This window comes from Blautia sp. AF17-9LB (assembly GCF_003479185.1).
Taxonomy (GTDB): domain Bacteria; phylum Bacillota; class Clostridia; order Lachnospirales; family Lachnospiraceae; genus Fusicatenibacter; species Fusicatenibacter saccharivorans.
In genome coordinates, this window is record NZ_QUGU01000004.1 from 216,136 (window position 1) to 230,669 (window position 14,534).

The 14,534-nt window shown below is 49.8% G+C and carries 11 protein-coding genes, 1 pseudogene and 1 other annotated feature; of the genes and pseudogenes, 8 read left to right on the forward strand and 4 right to left on the reverse strand.

Annotated features, from left to right (window positions below):
- Positions 1–14 precede the first annotated feature (14 nt).
- Positions 15–830: a Cof-type HAD-IIB family hydrolase gene (locus tag DWX00_RS06420; RefSeq protein WP_055219939.1), complete on the reverse strand. Its 816-nt coding sequence runs from the start codon at positions 828–830 to the stop codon at positions 15–17.
- Positions 831–1,161: 331 nt separating this feature from the next.
- Here DWX00_RS06420 and DWX00_RS06425 point away from each other — a divergent pair, with 331 nt between their 5' ends.
- The 4 genes from DWX00_RS06425 (at position 1,162) to DWX00_RS06440 (ending at position 5,132) form a co-directional block, all read left to right on the forward strand.
- Positions 1,162–1,992, forward strand: a complete 831-nt coding sequence (locus DWX00_RS06425) for an alpha/beta hydrolase (RefSeq protein WP_055219937.1) — start codon at positions 1,162–1,164, stop codon at positions 1,990–1,992.
- Between the two features lie 20 nt (positions 1,993–2,012).
- Positions 2,013–2,285 carry a hypothetical protein gene (locus DWX00_RS06430; RefSeq protein WP_022461797.1) on the forward strand — a complete coding sequence of 91 codons (273 nt, stop codon included), beginning with the start codon at positions 2,013–2,015 and terminating at the stop codon, positions 2,283–2,285.
- Positions 2,286–2,364: 79 nt separating this feature from the next.
- Positions 2,365–2,667: a binding site (T-box leader), on the forward strand.
- 183 nt (positions 2,668–2,850) lie between these two features.
- Positions 2,851–4,554 (forward strand): proline--tRNA ligase, encoded by a 1,704-nt coding sequence (locus DWX00_RS06435; RefSeq protein ID WP_118594868.1) that lies wholly within the window; start codon positions 2,851–2,853, stop codon positions 4,552–4,554.
- Between the two features lie 74 nt (positions 4,555–4,628).
- A complete protein-coding gene (locus DWX00_RS06440) occupies positions 4,629–5,132 on the forward strand; it encodes an NUDIX hydrolase (RefSeq protein ID WP_117802374.1) in 504 nt (167 codons plus the stop codon).
- A 124-nt stretch (positions 5,133–5,256) separates the two neighbouring features.
- Here DWX00_RS06440 and DWX00_RS06445 read toward each other — a convergent pair whose 3' ends face one another.
- Together DWX00_RS06445 and rfbD are read right to left on the reverse strand one after the other, a co-directional pair.
- Positions 5,257–6,555, reverse strand: coding sequence for a dicarboxylate/amino acid:cation symporter (locus DWX00_RS06445; protein WP_118594869.1), 1,299 nt, complete (start codon positions 6,553–6,555; stop codon positions 5,257–5,259).
- A complete protein-coding gene (gene rfbD, locus DWX00_RS06450; RefSeq protein WP_117509864.1) occupies positions 6,555–7,400 on the reverse strand; it encodes a dTDP-4-dehydrorhamnose reductase in 846 nt (281 codons plus the stop codon). The genes DWX00_RS06445 and rfbD overlap by 1 nt, the downstream gene beginning before the upstream one ends.
- Before the next feature lie 212 nt (positions 7,401–7,612).
- Between rfbD and DWX00_RS06455 the strand changes: the two genes are divergently transcribed.
- Complete coding sequence (locus DWX00_RS06455) at positions 7,613–8,944, forward strand: MATE family efflux transporter (protein ID WP_118594889.1); 1,332 nt, start codon at positions 7,613–7,615, stop codon at positions 8,942–8,944.
- 162 nt (positions 8,945–9,106) lie between these two features.
- Entirely contained in the window at positions 9,107–10,333 is a 1,227-nt protein-coding gene (locus DWX00_RS06460) for a dicarboxylate/amino acid:cation symporter (RefSeq protein ID WP_118594870.1), read from the forward strand.
- A 67-nt stretch (positions 10,334–10,400) separates the two neighbouring features.
- Here DWX00_RS06460 and DWX00_RS06465 read toward each other — a convergent pair whose 3' ends face one another.
- Entirely contained in the window at positions 10,401–11,615 is a 1,215-nt protein-coding gene (locus DWX00_RS06465) for a GNAT family N-acetyltransferase (RefSeq protein WP_022462381.1), read from the reverse strand.
- Between the two features lie 256 nt (positions 11,616–11,871).
- On the opposite strand from DWX00_RS06465, the pseudogene DWX00_RS06470 reads away from it, so the two are divergent.
- Both DWX00_RS06470 and DWX00_RS06475 read left to right on the forward strand, forming a co-directional pair.
- Positions 11,872–12,108 (forward strand): annotated as a pseudogene (locus DWX00_RS06470) (TIM-barrel domain-containing protein); the annotation flags it as partial.
- A 191-nt stretch (positions 12,109–12,299) separates the two neighbouring features.
- Positions 12,300–14,378: a diguanylate cyclase gene (locus DWX00_RS06475; RefSeq protein ID WP_330416923.1), complete on the forward strand. Its 2,079-nt coding sequence runs from the start codon at positions 12,300–12,302 to the stop codon at positions 14,376–14,378.
- Positions 14,379–14,534: the final 156 nt, after the last annotated feature.

Here is a 14,534-nt window from a genome sequence, read left to right on the forward strand (position 1 = left end):
CTGGATTTTTTAAATCAAAACGGGTTTGTCGTTTCCTTCAAAAACGTTTTCAAAACCTGCAGCACCCCGTTCTCCCAGTACGGCGGGCAGGTGTGTTTTACTGAGGCGATGACTTCCGCTCGGGCGTTGGAGACGGCGTAGCTTTCGCCGGCGTTCTGAAGCATTTCGATGTCGTTCAGGTTGTCGCCGAAGCAGCAGACTTCGTCTGGGGTAAGGCCAAAGTAGTTCATCAGAAATGAGAGACCGGTCCATTTGCTGACGCCGCGGGCGTTGCAGTCCAACCATTCCTTACCGGCGACAGCGAGTTTTGCCTGATGCTTCCACGCCGGGATGAAATTTGGGGAGCAAAGCTCTTCACAGGAGGTTGGATGGTAGATCGTGAATTTGATAATGTCCTCGTTTTCTACCTTCGACAGATCCGGTACTTCGCGGACATCGAAGCCGTAGGAGTCGCGGAGCCAGTGAAACATGCGGCTTCCGGCATCTTCGGCGAGGCAGTAGTCCGGGGTGGCGGCAAAGCAGTTGCAGGACGGAAGTTCGTCATATACCATGCGGCACATGGATTTCCAGAGTGCCGTTTCCATCGGATATGTTTTCAGAATCTTTTCCGGTGTGCGCACGACAGTTCCGCCATCGGAGATGTAGAGCAGGCGGTCCTTGATCGGAGCGAAAAGCTTCTGTTCACTGGAAAACTGGCGGCCGGAACAGACAACAAAATGGATGCCCTGGTCGACAAGCCTGGAAACAACAGTCATATATTCCGGGTCGATCAGAAGTGTGCCGTCTTTGACGAGCGTTCCATCGACATCGGTTGCAATCAACTTTATCATAATAGAAAATCTCCTTATCTTGTCACAGAAAAAATTCAAACTATAGCAAGACCAGAAAATAACGCAAAAAAGGCAGTGCTGCAGGGCGCGAATTACAAGGAACGGATTTGAAGGCGTACCGGGGTACGACGAAAATCCGTGACGCAGTAATTCACGTTCTGCAGTGCTGAATTTTTTGCATTATTTTCTGGGATTGCTATAAACAAGATTATATCGTGAATTGCTTCGGGGTGCAAGCCGGAACCGGAGGAACGCAAAACTCCACGTTGACGAAATGCGGAAATAAGGCGTAAAATAAAGAAAAATATATATCCACAGGGGGATTTTTATTATGGCATTTATTCAGGTAAGCTTCATGTCAAAAACTTTAATGCGCACCGTACCGCTGCAGGTTATTCTGCCGGTCGACAAATTTACCTTTGGGCAGCCGGAGCGCGAGGAAAAACCGTTTAAAACGCTGTATTTGCTGCATGGCATTTTTGGGAATGAGACAGACTGGGTTCATGGAACCAGAATCCAAAGATGGGCAGAGGAGAAAAACCTTGCCGTTGTCATGCCGGCCGGCGAGAATGCGTTTTATGTGGATCAGCCGTCCATCGGTGCCATGCACGGACAGTTTATCGGAGAAGAACTGGTTGAGATTACAAGAAAAATGTTTCCACTGTCCAGAAAAAGAGAAGACACCTTTATCGGAGGTCTTTCCATGGGTGGTTTTGGCGCACTCAGAAATGGCCTGAAATATCACGATACCTTCGGGGCTGTGATCTGCCTGTCCGGTGCACTTCATGTGCTGGAAAATCCGGAAGAGAGCAGAGCGGACAGCTTTGCACATGAAGAAGGTTATTTCGGAAATCTGGTCGAAGCAGCAAAGAGTGACAAAAACCCGGCTGTTCTTATCGAGCAGTTAAAGGAAGCACGGAAAAAAGATCCGTCTGTCAATGTGCCGACCGTATTCCAGGCGTGCGGAACAGAGGACGGACTTCTGGAAGTAAACCGTCTCTACCATAAACGGATGGAAGAGAGCGGCATGGACATTGTCTACTATGAGAGTAAGGGTGGCCATGAATGGGATTTCTGGGATGAGTGGATCAAAAAGGCACTGGACTGGCTGCCACTTGAGGAAAAGACGGAAGGCCTGAACAGCGGAAACGTAAATGTTTAAAGGAAAAAGGGAGACAGGCAATGCCAGAAACGAGAAATGACGAATTGTACCGTGCGTTAAAACACAACGGTTACCCGGACGACTTCTGCCGGGAAATTGCATACCGCCAGATGAACACCGATTTTACCGCCACGCGGATGCTCGGCTATCTCTACCGCGTCACAAGCCCGCGCGCCGAGGACGTTGTCGATGAGATGCTGGCTATCCTGAGTGACCGCAAAGCATGGATTGAGAAAAAACAGTCTGAGGAAGCCCAGGCGGCGATCAGCAGAATGTACCGGGAAGGCCTGTAACCTGGGCGGGCGTTTATGCAGAAAAAGCAGAAGGAACGGGCTTGCATTCTTTTCCGGTTTCTGCTACAATCAGTGCAGTGAAAAAGCGAAGAAAAGAAACAGTAGCGACAGAGCGCATTCAGAGAGAAAGCGGCAGGTGAAAGCTTTTTGCAGAATCTATCGTGAACCGGTCTTGGAGCTGTGCACCGAAGAGAAGAAAATCCATCAGGAAAAATTTATTTCGTAGGCTGCACCGGGATCTCCCGTTACAGAGAAGGTACAGAGAGCAGAGATCACGCGTATTACAAAATACAAAAATCGTGGGGTACAAATGTTCTGTGTCAGAGTGCAGGAGTTTTCCTGAATTTAGGTGGTACCGCGGATAAAAAAATTCGCCCTAAACTGCAGCTTGCGGTTTAGGGCTTTTTTTCTGTTTGAAAACTGCGCATCGCATTCTCGTTACTTCAGTGATGAGTTAGATGCGTAAAATGTTGACTAAAAGCTTAAAATCGGACAGGCTGGAATGTTCTCGCGTCTGGAAGACTTCAGATGTTGAAAACCCAAAGAATAAGGAGGAAATCAGAAAATGAAACTTGAAAAATTAGTAGGAGAACGCTTCAAAGAAAGACCTGCTGACTGTGTCATCGACAGCCATGCTATTATGGTAAAAGGCGGATACATCAAATATATGGCAAACGGAATCTATTCTTCCTATCTGCCGCTGCGTCGCATTGTGCGCAAAATCGAGCAGATCCTGCGCGAGGAGATGGACAAAATCGACGGCCAGGAAGTGCAGTTCCCGGTTGTCATGCCGGCTTCTCTGTGGGATGAGTCCGGCCGTTACGATAGCATCGGCGATGAGCTGCTGCGCTTCACAGACCGCAACAATGCCAAAATGGTACTCGGCATGACCCACGAGGAGGCAGCCGTACACCTTGTACGCGAGTATGCACAGAGCTACACCAAATATCCGTTTATGATCTATCAGATCCAGACAAAATTCCGTGATGAGGCCCGTCCGAGAGCTGGACTGATCCGTGTGCGTGAGTTTACGATGAAGGATGCTTACTCCTTCCATACCAGCCAGGAAGATCTGGAGCAGTATTACGAGAAATGCCACGCAGCATACGAGCGCATCTTCGAGCGTGTCGGCGTGCCGGAGGTGGTATCTGTCAAATCCGATTCCGGTATGATGGGCGGAAATATCTCCCACGAGTTCATGCTTCTGACTCCGGTCGGAGAGGATTCCATCGTTCTGTGTGATTCCTGCGATTACAGAGCCAACATGGAGGCAGCTGAGAACATTTCAGATATCGCAAGAGACGCAGAATCCGCTGCACTCGAAAAGGTTTATACACCGAACGTCCACACCATTGAAGACGTCTGCAATTTCTTCGGAGACGAGACAAAGAACTCCTGCAAAGCCGTTGTTTATCAGCAGAATGTTGATGATAAATACGTTGTCCTTTTCATCCGCGGCGATCTCGAAGTCAACGAGACGAAGCTGGTCAACTTCCTCGGCGAGCAGGTTCACGCAGCCGTGATCACCGAAGAATGCGGCCTGAACGCAGGCTACATCGGACCGGTGAACCTGAAGGTGAACGGAGATGCCGTTGTCCTCTACGATAAATCCCTCGAGGGAAGAAATAACCTTTCCTGCGGAGCCAACGAGGCAGAGCATCATTACAAAGGACTCGACATGGAGCGCGACGTTCCGAATGCCGAGTATCACGATTTTGCAAAAATCCAGGAGGGCGGCATCTGCCCGAAATGCGGCAAAAAGACTGTGAAGATCTCCAGAGGTATCGAGGTCGGAAATATCTTCCAGCTTGGAACCAAATATACAAAATCCATGAATATGACCTATGTCGATGCAAACGGCGAGAGCAAGACCCCGATCATGGGATGCTACGGTATCGGTGTCGGCCGTCTGGCAGCATCGGTCTGCGAGGCACATCACGATGAGTACGGCCCGATCTGGCCGAAAGCTATCGCTCCGTGGCAGGTACACCTCTGTGCAGTCCGCGTCGATGACGAGGGAGTCAGAGCATATGCGGACAAGCTGTACGAGGATCTGCAGAATGCAGGCATCGAAGTGATCTACGACGACAGAAGCGTCAGAGCCGGCGTAATGTTTGCCGATGCCGACCTGCTCGGCATTCCGCTGCGCATCATCGTAAGCCCGAAAAACATGAAACAGGGCGTTGTCGAGGTTGCATCCCGCGATAAGACTCTGAAAACACAGATTCCGCTGGAAAATGTGATGGAAGAGATTAAACAGTATCTGTAATGATTCAGAACCATGCGAAAGGGAAGAAAAATCGCGATGGGGCTCGGAAGAAGTTCGACAGGAGAAAACACGATATGGAACTCTGGGATATCTATGATGAAAACAAACAGCCGACCGGCCGCACGATGAAGCGGAATGACTGGCATATGAAGCCGGACGAATTTCACCTGACGGTGCTCGGCGTAATCGCAAGACCGGACGGAACCTTCCTTATCACAAAACGTGTCATGACGAAAGCCTGGGCACCGGGCTGGTGGGAGGTTTCCGGCGGCGCGGCACAGGCAGGAGAGAGCTCTTGGGAGGCCGTGCGCCGTGAGGTCAGAGAGGAAACCGGACTCGATGTGAGCAAGGCAGACGGCGGCTACCTCTTCACTTACCGGCGTATCAACCCGGATGAGGGAGACAACTACTTTGTCGATGTCTATCGCTTCGTGATGGATGTCAAAGACGAGGATCTTCACCTTCAGGAGGAAGAAACGGACGGCTACCGTTTTGCTACGTTGGACGAAATCAAAGGATACGCCGCAGAAGGAAAATTCCTGCATTACGACAGCATCCGCCAGGCATTTGAACTGTAACAGAGAAATGAGATAAGAAAAACGCGTTCCCGCCGGAAACCACAGGGGTTTCCGAAAACGGGAACGCGTTTTCTTAGCCTTAGAGCGTGTCTGAAAAAGGCTTTTCGCAAGCAGTTAATTGCAGTTAATTGCGATTGAATACTTCGCGGTTGAGCGCCTTTTCCTGATGGCTGACAATCGTTGTGCAGACAGCATCGCCTGTGATGTTGACGGCGGTACGCAGCATATCGAGAATACGGTCGATACCCATGATAAGAGCGATACCCTCCGTTGGCAGTCCGACGGAATTCAGTACCATAGCCAGGGTAACAAGTCCGACGCTTGGGATACCGGCGGTACCGATGGAAGCCAGTGTTGCGGTAACAACAACCGTTGCGAGGTTTGCCGGAGTCAGATGAATACCGTACGCCTCTGCGATGAAGATGACAGCGACACCCTGCATAATGGAGGTACCATCCATGTTGATGGTTGCGCCGAGCGGAATGGTGAACGAAGAAATCTGCTTCGAGACACCCATCTTTTTGTTCAGCGTATCAATCGACATCGGGATTGTCGCGTTGGAGGTTGCGGTGGAAAATGCAAATCCCATAACCGGAAGGAATTTCTTCACGAATTTAATCGGATTCAGCCGTGTGAATACGAACAGAAGAACCTGATAAATGACGAAGCACTGCAGTGCCAGCGCCAGTGTTACATTTCCCATGTATTTCAGCATCGGTGCGAACGCAGAAAAGCCGACCGTTGCAAAGGTACGTGCAATCAGACAGAAAACGCCGACCGGGGCCACCTTCATGACCGTCATGGTCATTTCCATCATGACATCGTTAAACTGGCTGATAAAGTTGGAAACGACCGAAGCGCGGTTTCCGAGCTTTGCCAGCATTACGCCGACAAACAGGGCGAATACGATGATGGGAAGCATATCGCCGTTTGCCATGGAACCAATCGGGTTCTTCGGGATGATGTTGAGCAGTGTATCCACCAGGCTGACGCTGGAATCTGCTGCTGTCGAGGACAGGTCTGCTTTCTGAACCGCACCCATGTTAAGTCCGAGACCCGGGTGAATGAGCAGGGCGGTTCCAAGTGCGATGCAGACGGCAAGTGCTGTGGTAACAAGGTAAAAGCCGATCGTTTTTACGCCGACCTTTCCGAGGGTTTTGCTGTCTCCGATGGACATACTTCCGCAGACGAGGGAGCAGAAGACAAGCGGTACGACAAGCATCTGCATCAGGCGGATAAAGCCCTGTCCGATGACATACAGCACACCTTCTACGATGACGGTGTCCTTGATATAGCTGGACGGGATCCAATAGTGAATCACCACGCCGAGCAGCGCACCGGCCAGCAGGGCAATAAAAATCTGGGTGGAAAGCCCGGGCTTCTTTTTTGACTTTTCCGTTGTTTCTTTTCTGTTTCGGACCATTATTCGATTCCTCCGGTTTCTTCGAGATATTCTTTCAGTGCCGTTTTCCAGTCGAGCGGCTCAGGAATACCGGTCAGGCGGAGCATCATGTTGTCCAGAACAGAATAGGTTGGGCGGACATCATCGCGTGCGACAACCGGGTAGAGATCAAGATCACCGGTTTTTCCAGTATACTCGAGGATGGTTCTTGCAAACTCATAGCGGCTGCAGCTTCCGGGGCAGACAACGTGGTACAGACCATACTCCTCGCTGTCGATAAAGTGGCAGATCACGCGTGCAAGCTCAAAAGCACTGGTCGGAGCCGCATACTGGTTGTTTGGAACCTCCATCGTGCCGCCTTTTGCCGCATTGCGGAGTACTTCATCCACAAAATCGCGGCCGATCCCGTAAATCCAGGAGCTTCGGATGATGACAAAGCGGTTCAAAAGCTGTGTCAGGATTTTCTCTCCGGCCTCTTTTGATTTTCCGTAGATCGTACGCGGATGCACGGTATCAAACTCGTTGTACGGGATGCGGGATTCCTTGTCGAAAACATCATCCGTTGAGATCTGAATAACCTTTGCGTCGATATCATTGGCGGCAAGCGCTACGTTGCGCACACCGATGGCATTGACACGATAGGCTTCGTCGATGTTTTTTTCACACTCGGCAACGTCGGTCATACCGGCGCAGTTGATGATAACGTCGGGACGGTTGACATAAACGAACTGTGTGACTTCATCGATTTTGGTAATATCAACCTCGTGAATATCCGTCGGAAGAAGCTGATATTCCACACCCTCCAGCAGTTCCAGAAGGGCAGTACCGATGTGGCCTTCGGCACCTGTAATCCATATTTTTTTCATAGGTTCTCTCCTGTCCTTGATTTATATACAGAAAAACTGTAATTGTATTTATTTTACCTGTGGACTTTACAGAAGTCAATAAATTATGGAAAGTCTCTGTGCAGAACCGGAAAAAAGTGGTATCATTTCTGTATATGTCTGCGGTGTAAGACTGCATATCTGCTACAAAAGAAGGAGGAGTATTTTTGAAAAAGAACAAATATGAAATCGACATGTGCAACGGCACGATTATGGACAAGCTGATTTCCTTTTCGCTGCCGCTGATGGTGTCCGGCATTCTGCAGCTGATGTTCAACGCGGTGGATATCATCGTCGTCGGACGGTTCAGCGGAAGCCAGGCGCTTGCGGCTGTCGGATCGACAACGGCGCTCATCAACGTGTTCATCAACCTGTTTATGGGAATCTCGCTCGGTGCGAATGTGCTTGCGGCGCGGTATTATGCAGCGGGGCGCGACTGGGAGATGTCGGAAACGGTACATACATCGATCATGCTGGCGCTGATCAGCGGCGTTGTGATGGCGTTTGTGGGCGTATTTTTTGCAAAAGGCGCGCTGGAGCTGATGGATACACCGGCGGATGTCATTGATCAGTCGGCATTGTATATGAGAATTTACTTTATGGGAATGCCGTTTTTCATGCTGTACAACTACGGTGCGGCGATTCTGCGTGCCGTCGGCGACACGAAGCGGCCGCTGTATTTCCTGATTGTATCGGGTGTGATCAACGCTGGTCTGAATATGTTCCTCGTGATCGTGTTCAGTCTCGGCGTGGCAGGTGTGGCGATTGCAACGATGGTTTCGCAGGCGATCTCCTGCGTGCTGGTTCTGCGGTGCCTCTATAAGAGCGAGGGAAGTTATCAGCTCCGGTTCTCGAAGCTGTGCCTGAAAAAGGATTACATCATCCCGATTTTCCAGGTCGGCATCCCGGCGGGTATTCAGAGTACCGTTATCAACTTCTCGAACGTGCTGCTGCAGTCATCCGTCAATTCCTTCGGTTCGATTGCAATGGCAGGCTACACGGCGGCCAACAATGTGCTGGGATTTTTATACACCTCAGTCAACTCCGTCACCCAGGCGTGCATGAGCTTCACAAGCCAGAACTACGGTGTCGGAAAATACAAACGAATGGATAAGGTGCTGATCGACTGCCTGATTCTCTCCAGCGGCATCGCACTGGTGATGGGTGGCGGCGCGTATCTGTTCGGTACGGAAATCCTGCAGATTTACACTGGGGACCCGGAGGTTATCCGCTGCGGTATGGAAATTCTGTCGATCACGACGGTTCCGTATTTCCTCTGCGGCATCATGGACCTCTTCCCGGGAGCCCTGCGCGGTATGGGATGCTCGGCGGTGCCGATGATTCTGTCCGTCATCGGAACGGTCGGAACGCGAATCGTGTGGATCTTCGGCATTTTCCCGCAGCACCGCTCGCTGTATGTGCTGTTCATTTCGTATCCGGGATCGTGGATCATCACGATTATCATGCAGGTGATCTGCTATCTGATTATGCGGAAGAAAGTCTACAGCCGGGCAGCAGCCGTATAAAAAAGAGAAAAAAGACAAAAAGCCAGAAAAACCGCGGATAAATCCATTTTTAGGTGGAATTATCCGCGGTTGTGTGATAAGATGGCTGTATGCGAAGAGGCAGGTAGAAGATACAGGGACACCTGCCTCTTACTCTGTGAAAAAGGAGAGAAGAGAGAACATATGAAAAAGTTTTATGCATGGTATCAGAAGCATATTACAGGTGCGATCTTTACCGGACTGCTTCTCGGTATCTTAACCGGACTTCTTCTGGCGGACCGCTTTACGCCGATTCTGACCGTAACCGGCGTCATCGGCGGCATCTACATGAACGCCTTGAATATGATGATTTTCCCGATGGTATTCTGCTCAATTGTCATGGGCATCTGCAGCATCGGAAATGCAAAAACGACAGGTAAGATCACCGGCTACTCGATGATTTTCTTCCTGTGCACCACCGCGATTGCAAGTGCAGTCGGCATTATCATTCCAAGACTGATCCGCCTCGGAAAGGGAGTCCATTTTGAGATGGCAACTTCCGATATCCAGGCGACCGAGATGACCAGCATCCTCGACACGATCAAAAACCTGATCCCGTCCAACCCGGTGAAAGCATTTGCGGAGGGCAACATGCTCCAGGTACTCGTGTTCGCTGTCGTTGTCGGCTTTACGCTGATTGCGGTCGGAGAGAAGGGACAGCCGCTCTTAAACGTGATCGACTCCCTGAATGAGGTCTGCTTAAAAGTCATCAGCACCGTTATGTACTTCACCCCGATCGGTGTCTTCTGTACGATCGTGCCGGTTGTCGAGGCAAACGGAACCAAAACCATCGTTTCCCTGGCAACCCAGCTCATCATTCTGTATGTGGCATTCTATGGATTTGCGATCGTCGTCTACGGCGGCGCTGTAAAACTCATCGGAAAGACGAGTCCGGTCAAGTTCTTTAAGGCGATCATGCCGGCAGCCCTGAATGCATTCGGAACATGTTCCAGTTCCGCGACGATCCCAATCAGCAAGCGCTGTGTCGAGAAAGAACTCGGCGTTTCGAACCAGATCAGCAGTATTGCAATCCCGCTCGGTGCCACCGTCAACATGGATGCGGTATCGATCCTGATGTCGTTTATGATCATGTTCTTCGCAAATGCCTGCGGCATCAACGTCAGCATTTCGATGATGGTGATCATTCTGCTTGCCAACGTCCTGCTTTCTGTCGGAACACCGGGTATTCCGGGCGGCGCGATCGCATCATTCGCAGCACTCGCCACGATGGCAGGTCTTCCGGCCGGCGTCATGGGCGTTTACATCAGCATCAACACACTGTGTGACATGGGTGCCACCTGCGTCAACGTCATCGGCGATATGGCAGGCTGCGTTGTGCTGCAGGAGAAAATCAAACTGGAAGAAAACTAAAAAATGTTACATAGAAAAAGAGGGATTCCTTTCACGGGAGTCCCTCTTTTGCAATGCGTAAAATAAATTAAATATAGTCCGAAACATATGGAATATGGTGGAAGAGCAGGTCATCCAGGCATTCCACAGTCTGCGGCGTTGTTTCGATGCGCGCCATCTCATACAGCTTGGAAGCCGTCTTGTAGCCGAGCAGCAGTGTCGTGAGCGATGCGATCGTCATTTTCATCACATGGTCCGGCTCGCGGTCGGTCGGCACACAGTGTCCTTTTTCAAAGAAGAATGTGAAGCTGTCATTGTTCCACGGAAGCAGCTCATCCTCGATCTCAAAACGGATACACACATCCGGCTCGTCCGGGTCGCAGGCGTAATGTTCCATAAACTGCACGACATCGATGATACGCCCCATCGAGTACGGGCGAATCGTTTCTTTGATATCGCTGTCCTCAAGCTCGAACGCGATGGGTTCACTGTAGTAGTTATTTCCTTTGACCTCATCGATCATGGAATCGTGCGCATGAATATACTCCCAGAGTCCCAGCTGTGCTTCGCGGTTCAGATAGATCATCTCTTTGATATGCATGATATCGGAGCTGATCAGATAGACCATGTAGCCGTACGGCACATCATCAGCGGAATAGTAGATCGCAACGACGGTATCATCCTCATCCCAGCGGAAATATTCTTCCCACGCCAGATTGTTGCGGTAGAGGCAGCCGTGCGTCTTCGAAGCAAATTTGGTATGTAGTTCCTTAAAATCCTTGTCATCCCATGCCACGCGGCGCACATAGCCAGGGGCTTTGAGTTTCCGCGGCACCTGCGTGTCCTTGATGGTGTACGTCATCTTATTGGAAATGATTTCCCATCCGAGATTCCGGTAGAGCGGAATAGAGTAGGGATAGAGAAGCGCAAAGGAACGGTGGTTTTCCCGCATGCGCGTGAGACTCCGGATCATCAGCTTTTTCATGATGCCCTGGCCGGTGTATTCCGGGTAGGTGCAGACGCTGGTGACAAAACCGACGGGATAGCGGACACCGTAGATATTCATGTCCAGCGGATAAACCGCGAACTGTGATACCAGATCCTCCTCGCAGAAACAGCCGAGCACATCGGCACGGACGAGAACCGGGAATTTGGACTGCTTGATTTCATCGTCTTTCCATCCGCTTTCGGAAAGCTCCTGCTCTGTAACCTGAAAGGCGTAGCGCAGAAGTGCATTGTACTGCTCTGCGTCGTCGATGGTCAGCGGGCGGAAGGTTAAGTTCGAATCTTTCGTTTGAATCATGGATTACTCCCTCATTTTATTGTGAATCAAAGTATAGTGAATCAGATACTTTATTTTTTCGTAAATATTCTATCATAAGAAATGGAATTTGTGCAGTTAAAAATAAAGCCCATTCCGCAAATTTGGTAAAAAGATCAAAATAGTGTTAGAAATCGGATAAAAACTTCAAGAAACAGACAAAAAAATCTAATAAAATGAAAAACATACAGGGATAGTCTGCGCGAAAAAGTAGACATACGATTTCCAGGGTGACTGCGTTGAGATCGACGTGTTCAATCCGGAGACAAGAAAATATGTCTGGGACGTATGCAAGAAGAACTACTACGATTACGGCATCAATGCTTTCTGGCTGGATAACTCCGAGCCGGATTACGGTGTTTACGATTTCGATCATTACCGCTATATTGAAGGACCGGCGCTCTCCTGCAGCAACATCTATCCGCAGTTATACAGCCGTGTCTTCTATGATAAGAAGAAAAAACCGACCGCGTAAAACCGGTCGGTTTTTTTGAATAAATTTCCATTACAGGACGGTTTTTGTACACTTTTTTCTTGACGAAACGGGAAACAATCGTTACACTATTATGTATAACTGTAATTAAAATGGGAAAATGTAGCAAAACGCGGAAGCACACAAAGGGGTAATGAAGTTTTGTGTGTACCGGGGAGAAGAGAGGGAAACAGATGAATCAGACCGAATTGCCGGAATGTGAAAAAATAAATAAGAAAGAGCCTTCTAAGGATGTTCAGATGACACAGAAACAGGCAGAACGTCTGGTGGAACATCTGAAGAATATTTTCATGTATGTGCGGGTTCTCCGTCCGGATGAGATCGGAGATTTTATTATCGATGAAGAGAATGGCAAGCTGTGTGAATGCTACGCAGTATGGAACAAAGCGATGCCGTGCCTTAACTGTATTTCCGAAAAAGCCCTGCGGGAGAAATCGCAGAAATCAAAACTGGAATGCATTGCGTCGAATGTGTATCAGGTCATTGCAAGATACGTGGAGATCGAAGGAGAACCATGCGTGATCGAGATGATCAACCGTCTCGACGATGAAACACTGATGGACTCCGAAGGACGCCAGAATCTGGTAAGCAAGCTGAACAGCTACAGCGAAGAGCTGTATCGTGACGCGCTGACCGGAGTATTCAACCGCCGCTACTTCGAAGACCAGATCCGGGACGCCAGCTTTTGCTGCGGCGTAGCCATGATCGATCTCGATGATTTCAAATTATACAACGATACATACGGCCACAATGCCGGAGATATGGCGCTTGACACCATTGTAAAGACCGTCAACCGCTGCACCCGACGTACCGACCGTCTGATCCGCTTAGGAGGAGACGAATTTCTGCTGGTTCTGCCGGAGATGGATGAGGAAAACTTTGTACAGAAATTAAAACAGATTCAGTCACAGATCCATGAGGCACAGGTGCCGGGCTACTCGAAGATGCGTCTTTCCGTCAGCGTAGGAGGTGTTCTGACAAGAGATGAGACGATCGGCGAAGCTGCGATGCGTGCCGACCAGCTGATGTATCTTGCAAAACAACGGAAAAACATGGTTGTCACCGAGAAAGACCAGATCCTGGGTTGTCAGGACGATGTTGTCCGTCAGGAAAACCGCAGAGAAAAACAGCGCATCCTGATCGTGGATGATTCCGAGATGAACCGTATCATCCTCTCGGAGATTCTGCAGGATGAATACGATATCATCGAGGCTTCCACCGGCGAAGAGTGCCTGCGTCTGCTGGAAGAATACGGAACAGGCCTTGCGCTGATCCTTCTGGATATCGTCATGCCGGGCATGGACGGTTTCGGAGTGCTTGACTACATGAACCGCAACCACTGGATCGAAGAGGTTCCGGTCATCATGATATCGAGCGAGGATTCCACCGCATTTGTGCGCCGTGCGTATGAGCAGGGTGTATCCGATTATATCAGTCGTCCGTTTGATGCAAAAGTTGTTTACCAGCGTGTCTTCAACACGATCAAATTATATGCAAAACAGCGCCGTCTCGTGACGCTCGTCACCGAGCAGATTTACGAAAAAGAGAAAAACAATCAGATGATGATCAGTATCCTGAGCCATATCATGGAATTCCGGAATGGCGAGAGCGGACTTCATGTCCACCACATCAACGTTCTGACCAGTATGCTCCTCGAGCGTCTGGTACAGAAGACAGACCGCTACCACTTAAGCTGGTCCGATCAGCTGATGATCACAACGGCATCCGCACTGCACGATATCGGAAAGATGGGCATTGACGAGAACATTTTAAATAAGCCGGGAAGGCTGACGAAAGAAGAGTTCGAGGAGATGAAGAAACATACCCTGATCGGAGCGTCCATGCTGAAGAGCCTGGAACTGTATCAGGACGAGAAGCTGGTACAGATTGCGTACCAGATCTGTCGCTGGCATCATGAGCGGTACGACGGAAAGGGTTACCCGGACGGCTTAAAAGGTGAGGAGATCCCGATTGCAGCCCAGGTTGTATCGATTGCCGATGTTTACGATGCGCTGACAAGCGAGCGTGTCTACAAATCGGCATACACGCACGAGAAAGCCATCGAGATGATCCTGAACGGCGAGTGCGGTACCTTCAGCCCGCTGATGCTCGAGTGTCTGCTCGATATCAAAGATGCCATCTGCGAGGAGCTGAACACCATATCCGAAGAAAAACAGACTTCGATTCAGATTGAAAAGCTGAAAAAGAATCTGAAGTCGGGGGGGGGCAGAGCTGAGTTTTCTGAACTCTGATGAAAAGTTATCCACAGAAGATGCCTGGGAGAACAGGTGTCATGCGGATTCGAAAGACGATCTTAAATAAAAATATACCAAAACCCATGGATTTCTGAAAAGATTCCATGGGCTTTTCGCACCTTTGTGCAAATTTTTGTTGTGATTCCGGAGGAC